The sequence below is a fragment of the Kribbella sp. NPDC050281 genome (genome assembly GCF_040655855.1).
In the GTDB taxonomy this organism is placed as follows: domain Bacteria; phylum Actinomycetota; class Actinomycetes; order Propionibacteriales; family Kribbellaceae; genus Kribbella.
Map to the genome: position 1 here is coordinate 98,119 of NZ_JBFAKS010000034.1, position 10,723 is coordinate 108,841.

Sequence of the window (10,723 nt, forward strand, 5' to 3'; positions counted from 1 at the left end):
TCGGCTGAAACCGCGTCCCGACACCGTGTCCGGTGTGGCTGTTGCGCGTGGGCTCCCCGGCGTTGTGGAGTTCCCCCGGCTGAGGGCGCCGGTCACCCCGCAACGATGGAAGGGATGACGTTGATGGAGATCAACGCCGGCGATACCGCCTGGGTCTTGGCAAGCGCCGCCCTGGTGATGCTGATGACACCGGGCCTGGCTTTCTTCTACGGCGGCATGGTGCGCATGAAGAGCGTGCTGAACATGATGATGATGAGCTTCATCACCATCGCCGTCGTCACCATCATGTGGGTGGTGGTCGGCTACTCGCTCACGTTCGCCGGCGACACCGGGCACGTGGTCGGTGACCTCTCCGAGGTCGGCCTCAAGGGCCTGATGTCCCCGGACGCGGTGAGCGGCTCGACGCCGACACTCGCGTTCGTCGCGTTCCAGCTGATGTTCGCGATCATCACTCCGGCGCTGATCTCGGGTGCCATCGCCGACCGGGCCACGTTCCGTGGCTGGATCGCGTTCGTCGTCGGCTGGACGCTGCTGGTGTACTTCCCGGTCGCGCACTCGGTCTGGTTCCTGGACGACGGCAACGGCGGCTGGATCGGCGACAAGCTGAAGGCGGTCGACTTCGCCGGCGGTACGGCGGTGCACGTGAACGCCGGTGCCGCCGCGCTCGCGCTGGCGATCGTGCTCGGCAAGCGGATCGGCTGGAAGAAGGACCCGATGCGGCCGCACAGCCTGCCGCTGGTCATCCTCGGCGGCGGTCTGCTGTGGTTCGGATGGTTCGGCTTCAACGCCGGCTCGGCGCTGAGCGCCGGCACCACCGCCGCGGTCACCTTCGTGAACACCCAGGCCGCCACCGCAGCCGCCGTGATCGGCTGGCTGATCATCGAGCGGATCCGGCACGGCAAGGCCACCACGCTGGGCATGGCGTCCGGTGCGGTCGCCGGCCTGGTCGCGATCACCCCGTCCTGTGGCGCGGTCACCCCGGTCGGTGCGATCATCCTCGGCCTGCTGGCCGGCGCGGTCTGCTGCTTCGCGGTCTCGCTGAAGTACAAGTTCGGCTTCGACGACTCGCTCGACGTGGTCGGTGTCCACCTGGTCGGCGGTCTGTTCGGCTCGCTGGCGATCGGCTTCCTCGGTACGGCGGCCGCCCCGTCGGCCGTGAACGGCCTGTTCTACGGCGGCGGCGCCTCTCAGTTGGGTAAGCAGGCGCTGGCCAACCTGGTCGTCGGTGTGTACTCGTTCGCGGTCGCCTTCATCCTCGGCAAGGTGATCGACAAGACGATCGGCTTCCGGGTCACCGAGGACGACGAGGTCACCGGTGTCGACCAGGTGGAGCACGCCGAGACGGCGTACGACTTCCTGGGCGCGTCGGGTCTGCGGGGGCACACCCCGCTGGCCAGGCCGAGCACCGCTGAGACCGAGAATGGCAGCACCGAGACGTCCGAGAAGGAAGGTGCGAACGCATGAAGCTGATCACCGCGGTGGTCAAGCCGCACAAGCTGGAGGACGTCCGGGCCGCGCTGGAGACGTTCGGGGTCACCGGCATGACGGTGACCGAGGCGAGCGGCTACGGAAGGCAGAAGGGGCACACCGAGGTGTACCGCGGTGCCGAGTACGAGGTGGACCTGGTCCCCAAGGTGCGGCTCGAGGTCGTCGTCGAGGACGGCGACAGCGGCGACGTGGTGGACGTGATCGTGAAGGCCGCACAGACCGGCAAGATCGGTGACGGCAAGGTCTGGGTCACCCCGGTCGAGACCATCGTCCGGGTCCGCACCGGCGAGTTGGATGGAGACGCCCTCTAGATGGTGAACCGAGCAGAACAGCGGCGCGCTCGTGCCGAGGAGGCCGACGCGCTGCTGTACCTGCTCCTCTCCAAGGCCTGTGACGCCCTCGGTGTTCCTACCGAGGGCGTCGCCCTGGTCGCGGTCGGGGGCTACGGCCGGGAGGAGCTGTCGCCGTACAGCGATCTCGACGTGATGCTCGTGCACGCCGAGGGGTATCCGCGCGTGGACGAGTTGGCGGCACAGATCTGGTATCCGCTGTGGGACTCGAGGACCAAGCTGGACCACAGTGTCCGGACCCTGGCGGAGGCCCGGCAGGCGGCAGCCGACGATGTCCGCGTCGCCCTGGGTCTGCTGGACGCACGACACGTCGCCGGGGACTCACACCTCACACTGCAGCTGCGCTCGGTGCTGATGGCGGACTGGCGTCGTACGGCGCGCACTCGGCTGCCCGCGCTCGCGCAGGCGTGTCGGGACCGCGCCACGAGCGTCGGTGAGCTCGCGCATCTCGCCGAGCCGGATCTGAAGGAGGCGTACGGCGGTCTGCGGGATGCCGTCGTACTGCGCTCATTGGTCGCTTCTTGGTTGGTCGACGTACCGCACCCGGTCGTGGAGCGGGCGCGGCTGGACCTGCTCGACATCCGGGACGAACTGCACAAGGTTGCTGGTCGTTCCACCGACCGGCTGGTGGCCGACCTGGCCGGTGAGGTCGCGGCCGGGCTGGGCCTGGACGGGCGGGACGAGCTGCTGCGGCACGTGTACGCGACCGGCCGGACGCTGGCGCATGTGTGCGATGTGTCGTGGCGGCGGGTGGAGAGCCTGATGACCCGGCCGCCGCGGTCCAGGCGTCGGCAGCGGACTGGTGGACCCCTGCTGCTGGCGCTGGATGATGGAGTCGGTCAGCACGAGGGTGAAGTCGTACTGATGCCGGATGCGCGGCCGGAGCGGGACGCAGTACTTGGGCTGCGCGCTGCTGCTGTTGCCGCGGATCGTGAGCTCGTCCTGTCGCCGGCTGTGTGTGGTCGGCTGGCCAGGAGCGCCATGGCGTTGCCCGAGCCGTGGCCGGGTGAGGCGCGGCGGTTGCTGTGCGCTCTGCTGGGTGCCGGCAGTGGACTGCTCGAGGTGTGGGAGGCGCTGGACCAGGCCGGTTACATCTCGCGGATCCTGCCGGAGTGGGACACGGTCCGGTTCCGGCCACCGCAGTCCGCGGTTCACCGCTTCACCGTCGACCGGCATCTGCTGGAGACGTGTGTCGAGGCATCCAAGATGGTGCGGGACGTCCGGCGTCCTGACCTCCTGCTGGTCTCCGCATTGCTGCACGACTTGGGCAAAGCAGTCGGCGGCGACCACAGTGTCACCGGAGCTGTGATCGCCGGGACCGTTGCTCGCCGCATCGGATTCACCGAGGCAGACGCCGACACCATTGCGCTGCTGGTCCGGCAGCACCTCATGCTTGCGCAGGTCGCAACTCGCCGAGACCTGGACGACCCGATGACTGTCGACCTGGTCGTGGGCATCGTCCGCACCACCGAGACACTGGACCTGCTGGAGGCCCTCACGTACGCCGACGCACGGGCCGCCGGTCCGGCGGCAGCGTCACCGTGGCGGATGCGGCTGGTCGGTGAACTGTGTCGTCGGGTGCGTGGCGAGCTGTCCGGGGGAGGCGAGGGCATGTGGACCGATGCTCCTCCGGTTCCCGTGCCCACACTGCATCAGGTGGTCGGCGTAGGACGGCTGGGCGTGTCAGTGGCTGACCATCACGGCGACTTGCGCATCAACGTCGCCGTACCCGATCAAGTGGGCACGCTGTCGACCGTTGCCGCCGTGTTGGCGGTTGAGCGGCTCGCAGTGCGGTCCGCTGTGATCACATCCGTTGAAGGCTTGGGTATCTCGCAGTGGACCGTGGCCGGCGGGCTGCCCGATCCGATCCGGCTGCGTGACCGGCTCGCCGTGGCACTGCGCGACAGCACTGACCTGGTACGACGTTTGGCCGCGCGAGACTCGTCCGCGGTGAAGCACCGGCTCGACAGCCGGGTCGACCTCCTGCCCGGAGCCTCAGAGACCGCCACAGTGCTGCAGGTGCGAGCACATGACCGCCCGGGACTCCTGTACGACGTCACCGCGGCCATCGCATTCACCGGAGCGGACATCCGGTCAGCCCACGTCAGCACACTGGGTGCGGAGTGCGTGGACGTCTTCTACCTCACCGATCCGCAGGGTTCTCCACTCGACGAGGAGGACGCGCGCACGACGGCAAAGACGGTCCTGGATCGCCTGACCTCTTAATCTCAGTGGTGTGCATGTTGTAGCGGCGTTCCAGCATCAAGCGATTGCCTGTGAGGACCTCGGGTCCCCGATGTACGCCGAACTGCTTCGGCTGATCGTGGACGACTACGAGGTCGGAGGCGTGTCGACCGGAGTACTGGCCGGCTATGAGGATCGTCCGTTCGGTGACGCGATCGCTCTGCGCTTGCTGGCCGCGGTGCACGGCCAGGTACTGGCCGGGGAGGTGCCCGAGCTGGCGGCGTTCTATCCGAGCGTCGGTGGGTCGTGGGACCCGGTGCTGGGCTGGGAGGCGTTCGAGCAGGTCCTGCAGTCGCGGTCCGCTGAGCTGCGGGCGTTGCTGACCCAGCCACCGCAGACGAACGAGGTAGGCCGGGCCGCCGCGCTCTACGGCGGTCTACTGCAGCTGGTTGAGGCCGTGCCGTTGCCGGTCCGGTTGTTCGAGATCGGTGCGAGTGCCGGGCTCAACCTCCGTGCGGACCACTTCCGCTACACCGCGGACGGGACGTCGTACGGTCCGGCCGACAGTCCTGTGGTGTTCGAGGACGCCTGGTCCGGGCAATCGCTGAAGGCGGCGGAGTTGCGGATCGCCGAGCGGGTCGGGAGTGACATCGCTCCGGTGAATCCACTGACCTCGGAGGGCGCACGCACGCTGACGTCGTACGTGTGGCCGGACATGTCGCAGCGGCTGGAGCGGTTGCGTGGTGCGGTGGAGATCGCGCGGCAGGTGCCGGCCGACGTACGCCGGGAGGACGCCGTCTCGTTCGTGCGCGGCCTCGAGCTATCGCAGGGGCATGCGACCGTGGTGTGGCACTCGATCATGTGGCAGTACCTGAGCCGCGACGACCGCGCCGCAGTAGACGACCACCTCGCCGATCTCGGTGCCCAGGCCACCGAGTCGGCTCCGCTGGCACGCCTACGCCTCGAGCCACTGCCACGAGCAGTCCTGGTGGAGCTGCAGACCTGGCCCGGCGGCGAACGGCGGACCCTCGGCCGAGCCGAACCACACGGTCAAGGTCTCGTCTGGTCAGCTGAGTGACGCGACCAGTGTGTCGGTGAGCTCGGCTGCGTAGACCCCGTCGGGATCCAGATCAGGGTCGAAGATGCCGATGTCGATCCCCATGCAGGCAGGCGAGGCCAACAACGGGCGCAGGAGTTCTCTGAGCTGGGAGTGGTCGATGCCGCCCGGGTCGGGGCTGTCCACCGCGGGCATCACCTCGGCGTCGAGGATGTCCACATCCAGATGCACCCAGAAACCGTCGAGCTCCTCCCGCTCGAGATGCTCCAGTACGCCGTCCGCAGCCGACTCCGCCATCATCGTGAGTGCAGACCACACCGGTATCCCGGCCGCCTCGACGTCACCGACGTACTCGTCGTCCTCCCGAATGCCCAAGAGGGCAGCATCCGTGTCCTGGACGTACGGCGACAACCCTTCGAGATCAGTGAGGTCCGCCTGGCCGCGTCCCGTGACCAGTGCGAGCGCCTCACCACCCGCCGCCCCGACGTACGGCGAGTTGTCGACCGTGCGGAAGTCGGAGTGGCCGTCGATATAGACGACGCCGTACCGCCCGCGCCGCTTCAACGCCAAGGCCGGCCCGAGCAGGTTGCTGCACTCACCACCGAGCAGCACCACGAACCGCTGGTCGTCGAACAACTTCGTCAGCCGATCAGCCAGCCGCACCGTGTACGACGCCATCGCCTCGGCGTTGAACACGCCGTCGCCCGGCTTCCAGCCCTCCCGGTCGTACCTCGGTGGGGTGACACAGCCGGCGTCGGAAGCGTTGATCCGCTGCAGCAATCCCTGGTCGCGCAACGCCCCGGCCAGCTTGTAGCAGCCCGGTACCGCGCCCTTGACCGGTGGCCGCAACCCCAGGTTCGATGGTCCGTCCAGCACTACCCGCTGCCTGCCCACGCGAGCCCCCTAACCGACATACATGGATTGACCGGTTAGAGCCTTGCGGCCTGACCCTCCGGTTGTCAACCGCGCCCGGTAGACTCGGGGAGTTGTCTGGGTGAGCTGGGTTTTCTGAAGAACGGACTGTTCCTGGTGTTCGACACGCTTTCCGATCGTCTGTCCACGGCGTTCAAGAATCTGCGCGGCAAGGGCAAGCTGACCGACGCCGACATCGACGCGACGACGCGGGAGATCCGGATCGCGCTGCTCGAGGCCGATGTCGCGCTGCCGGTGGTGAAGGAGTTCATCGCCGCGGTCCGGGAACGGGCCAGCGGCGCCGACGTGCGCGGCGGGCTGAACCCGGCGCAGCAGGTGATCAAGATCGTCAACGAGGAACTGGTCAACATCCTCGGTGGCGAGACCCGCGAGCTGCGGATGGCCAAGCGGCCGCCGACCGTCATCATGCTCGCCGGTCTGCAAGGTGCTGGTAAGACCACGCTGGCCGGCAAGTTGGCCAAGTGGCTGAAGGAGAGCAAGCACCAGACGCCGATGCTGGTCGCGGCCGACCTCCAGCGCCCGAACGCGGTGACCCAGCTGCAGGTGGTCGGCGACCGCGCCGGCGTGCCGGTGTTCGCTCCCGAGCCCGGCAACGGCGTCGGCGACCCGGTCGACGTGGCCCGCAAGGCGATGGACGAGGCGCGGACCAAGCAGCACAGCGTGGTCATCGTCGACACGGCCGGCCGGCTGGGTGTCGACGAGGTGCTGATGAAGCAGGCCGCCGACATCCGCGACGCGGTCACGCCGGACGAGATCCTGTTCGTGGTCGACGCGATGATCGGTCAGGACGCGGTCACCACCGCCCAGGCCTTCCTCGACGGAGTCGGCTTCGACGGTGTCGTGCTGTCCAAGCTCGACGGTGACGCCCGCGGTGGTGCCGCGCTGTCGATCGCGCAGGTCACCGGCCGCCAGGTGATGTTCGCCTCCAACGGCGAGAAGCTCGAGGACTTCGACGTCTTCCACCCCGACCGGATGGCGTCGCGCATCCTCGGCATGGGCGACGTGATGAGCCTGATCGAGCAGGCGGAGAAGTCGTTCGACGCCGAGGAGGCCGCCAAGACGGCCGCCAAGCTGCAGAAGCGCGGCGGCAAGGACTTCACCCTGGACGACTTCCTCGCCCAGATGCAGTCGGTCCGCAAGATGGGCCCGCTGACCAAGATCTTCGGCATGCTGCCCGGGGCGAACCAGTTCAAGGACCAGCTGGAGAACTTCGACGAGCGCGAGATCGACCGGATCGAGGCGGTCATCCACTCGATGACGCCGGCCGAGCGGACCGATCCCAACATCATCAACGGCTCCCGCCGGGCCCGGATCGCGAAGGGCTCCGGGACCGAGGTCGCCACCGTCAGCGGCCTGGTCGAGCGGTTCTTCGAGGCCCGCAAGATGATGGCCGCGATGGCGTCGGGCAAGGGAATGCCGGGGATGCCCGGTATGCCGGGGATGCCCGGTATGGGCGGCGGTGGCGCGCGGAAGGCCAAGCAGCAACAGAAGAAGGGCAAGAAGCGCGGCTCCGGCAACCCGGCCAAGCGGGCGAACCAGGGCAACTCCCAGCCGGCTGCGCCGCAGCCGGGGCAGCTGCCCGCCGCGTTCGGCGGTGGCGGCCAGGACGCCGGCGACTTCGAACTCCCGGACGAACTGCGCAAGATCCTCGGCGACGACAAGAAGTGACACCGGGCCGGTGAACGCTCGGTGACGGGGGAGTGGACGCCGCTTCGGCATTTGGTCACTGCACGAAGTGGCGCACCGTTACCGGTTGTCCACGACCCTGCGACGGCTAAGATCGTGCCTACGCCCGGCAAGACTCAGCACTGCGGAAACGTCGAGGGACGCGGATGAGGCAGCAGTTCAAGAACCTGGATACGTGGCGGGGGAAGCTGACCGCCACCTGGGTCTGCTTGGCTCCTCCCACCGCGATGGTCGCCGTGTTCGTCGCCGGCGGCCTCACCTCGAACACGTTCATCGTGGACGCGCACGCGCTGGCCCAACCGCGCCAGGACGCGCAGTTCGACGACCTGGCCGACAACGTCCCGAACCAGCCAGGAGCCGACGGCAGCCTCCCGACCCAGCAGAAGTCCCAGATCGCGGTGCCGGTGACCGGCGCCGTCGACGGCACGGTGCAGCCGATCCCGGGCATCTCCGGTGACGCCTCGGGCATTCCTGGCACCGTGCTGGCGGCGTACCAGAAGGCGGCCAACGACCTCGCGGTGGCGATGCCGGGCTGTCACATCACCTGGCCGTTGCTGGCCGGGATCGGCAAGGTCGAGTCCGCGCATGCCAGCGGTGGCAAGGTCGAGGCCAACGGGAACACCCGCGGCAAGATCCTCGGACCGGTGCTCGACGGTGGCCCGGGGATGGCTGCGATCGCCGACACCGACCAGGGCGTGTACGACGGGAACGCTCAGTGGGATCGTGCGGTCGGGCCGATGCAGTTCATCCCGGGGACGTGGAAGGTCTTCGGTGCGGACGGCAACGGTGACGGGGTCAAGGATCCGCACAATGTCTTCGACGCGGCCCGTGCGGCCGGTGGCTACCTTTGCTCCGGTGGAGCGGATCTGAGTAATCCGCAGGGGCTCGTGCAGGCGGTGCTGCGTTACAACCATTCGATGGACTACGTGTCGACGGTGCTGCGGTGGATGCAGTCGTACAGCAAGGAGACTGTGACGATCCCGGACACGTCGGGCGTCATCGCTCCACCGCTGGACGACAACGGGAACGTCGACGAGAGCAACGACCCGACCCGCGCGGGCGGCACCACGAGTCCCACGCCGACACCGACAGCGCAGCCGTCCACGCCGACGCCGACCGCGAGCCGGACGACGAGCAAGCCGCCGTCGAGCAAGCCGCCCACCCAGGTGCCGAACACGCCGCCGTCGTCGACCAAGCCGCCGACCACAACCCCGCCGCCGACGACAACCCCGCCGCCGACGACAACCCCGCCGCCGACCACGACCCCGCCGACGACCCCGCCGACGACCACTCCGCCGACGACGCCGCCGACCTCGGATCCGCCGCCGGCGACGTGTACGCCGACGCCCACCCCGACGGACCCGTCGACGACGACACCGACGGAGACCCCGAGCCCGACGCCCACGCCGTGCGACACCAACGCACCCGGGTCGGACGAGAGCACGGCCGCGACTCCGGCCGAGGCGCCCAAGCCGGCTAACTGAGCAATCCGGGCCCACGGATGCCTGGAGCGACGTAGTCCTACGCATGACCCGGGTGCCTGTTTTCGGCCGTGTTGGCGGGTCAGGTAACTTTGCGTCGTCTTGATGTAACTTTCTGGCGTATCGATCGTTGAGGGGATCATGCGCCTAACCCGTAGTGGTAACCGTCGGGTCAAAATCATCATCGCTTCACTGTGCACAGCCCCGCTCCTGGTCGGGGCCATCGTGACAGTCGCCTCGGGCGGAGCCGGTGCCTCCGGTCAGCTCGCGGCGGACAGCCCGGTCGCCCCATCGCCTGGGGCCGGGCTCAACAGCGGTGAGTTCGACGAACTGACGATGGTCGTGCCGCAACGTCCCGGAGTGGACGGCAGGCTCGGATCCGACAAACCCGCCCGCGCCGACGTCCCCGTGCAGGGGGCGACCGACGGCCATTCGGTGGTCCGCCCGGGCCGACCGGACGCGGTCAACGGCATCCCCCGCGGGGTGTTCCCCGCCTACCGCCGCGCCACCGCGAATCTCGCCGTGGTCCGGCCGAACTGTGGGCTCACCTGGCCGTTGCTGGCCGGGATCGGCAAGGTCGAGTCCGACCATGCCAGCGGCGGCCGGGTCGACGTGGCCGGCACCACCCGGGGCAAGATCCTCGGCCCGGTGCTGAACGGCCATGGCGGCAACGGCCGGGTCACCGACTCCGACAACGGCCGGTTCGACAGCGATCTGACCTGGGACCGTGCGGTCGGGCCGATGCAAATCATTCCCCAGGTGTGGGACGAGTTCGGCGCCGACGGCAACGGTGACGGGTTCCGCAACCCGAACAACGTGTACGACGCGGTCACCACGGTCGCGGTCTACCTGTGCTCCGAGGGCGACGACCTGAAGGCACCCCGCGACCTGGTCGCCTCCCTGCTGCGGTACCAGCACTCCAAGGACTTCGTCTCCACGGTGCTGCGGTGGATGCGGGTGTACAGCAAGAACGCCGTACTGATTCCGAATGAGAAGGGCAGCCTGTCGACGGCGAAGTCCGCCGGGAACGCGGAGCGCAAGGTCGACCCGCGCCAGGTCCCGGACGTGCCGGACGACAAGACGACCTCGCCGACGCAGCACCCGTCGACACCGGTCGGCGAGCCGACGGTGCCGGATCCGACCGAGACGCCGACGCACAAGCCGACCCGGCCGACGCAGACGCCGACGAAGACTCCGACCAAGACACCGACGAAGACGCCGACCAAGACACCGACGCCGACGGACACCCCGACCCAGACGCCGACCGAGACCCCGTCGCAGACGCCGACGGACACGCCGAGCGGGACGCCCTGCACGGCTGAGCCGACCACGCCGAGCTGCACCCCGGGCGGCGGCTCGCACGGCTGAGGCTTGCCCGGATACGGTCGGCGTATGACCGACTCCGGCGTCCTCAGAATCGTCGGCACGGTGCTGCCGGCCGGCGAGCAGCAAGAGCTCCATCTCAGCGGTGGGATCCGAACCGCTCACCATTCCCCAGCTCTCCCCTGTTTGCACCAACCGCCGCAAGGGTAACCCGTAGTACC

Annotated in this window: 8 protein-coding genes; 7 read left to right on the top strand and 1 reads right to left on the bottom strand. The window is 68.7% G+C overall.

From position 1 onward, the window contains the following. Positions 1-114 precede the first annotated feature (114 nt). From AB0I34_RS31300 to AB0I34_RS31315, 4 genes are read left to right on the top strand one after another with little or no spacing between them, the layout of a single operon-like run. Positions 115-1,464, top strand: coding sequence for an ammonium transporter (locus AB0I34_RS31300; protein WP_360452055.1), 1,350 nt, complete (start codon positions 115-117; stop codon positions 1,462-1,464). Further along, positions 1,461-1,799, top strand: a complete 339-nt coding sequence (locus tag AB0I34_RS31305) for a P-II family nitrogen regulator (protein ID WP_329479584.1) — start codon at positions 1,461-1,463, stop codon at positions 1,797-1,799. The genes AB0I34_RS31300 and AB0I34_RS31305 overlap by 4 nt, the downstream gene beginning before the upstream one ends. Next, positions 1,800-4,064 (top strand): [protein-PII] uridylyltransferase, encoded by a 2,265-nt coding sequence (locus tag AB0I34_RS31310; RefSeq protein WP_360452058.1) that lies wholly within the window; start codon positions 1,800-1,802, stop codon positions 4,062-4,064. It abuts the gene before it with no gap. A gap of 10 nt (positions 4,065-4,074) precedes the next feature. Next, positions 4,075-5,100 carry a DUF2332 domain-containing protein gene (locus AB0I34_RS31315; RefSeq protein ID WP_360452060.1) on the top strand — a complete coding sequence of 342 codons (1,026 nt, stop codon included), beginning with the start codon at positions 4,075-4,077 and terminating at the stop codon, positions 5,098-5,100. On the opposite strand, the gene AB0I34_RS31320 is transcribed toward AB0I34_RS31315, so the two are convergent. Beyond that, the gene (locus tag AB0I34_RS31320; protein ID WP_360452062.1) at positions 5,089-5,973 is read right to left on the bottom strand and encodes an arginase family protein; all 885 of its coding nucleotides are present in this window, start codon (positions 5,971-5,973) and stop codon (positions 5,089-5,091) included. The two genes, AB0I34_RS31315 and AB0I34_RS31320, sit on opposite strands and share 12 nt — an antisense overlap. Before the next feature lie 135 nt (positions 5,974-6,108). On the opposite strand from AB0I34_RS31320, the gene ffh reads away from it, so the two are divergent. From ffh to AB0I34_RS31335, 3 genes are all read left to right on the top strand, one after another. After that, positions 6,109-7,680: a signal recognition particle protein gene (ffh, locus tag AB0I34_RS31325; protein WP_360452064.1), complete on the top strand. Its 1,572-nt coding sequence runs from the start codon at positions 6,109-6,111 to the stop codon at positions 7,678-7,680. 164 nt (positions 7,681-7,844) lie between these two features. Beyond that, the gene (locus AB0I34_RS31330) at positions 7,845-9,182 is read left to right on the top strand and encodes a lytic murein transglycosylase (protein ID WP_360452066.1); all 1,338 of its coding nucleotides are present in this window, start codon (positions 7,845-7,847) and stop codon (positions 9,180-9,182) included. 222 nt (positions 9,183-9,404) lie between these two features. Next, complete coding sequence (locus AB0I34_RS31335; protein ID WP_360452068.1) at positions 9,405-10,547, top strand: lytic transglycosylase domain-containing protein; 1,143 nt, start codon at positions 9,405-9,407, stop codon at positions 10,545-10,547. Positions 10,548-10,723 lie beyond the last annotated feature (176 nt).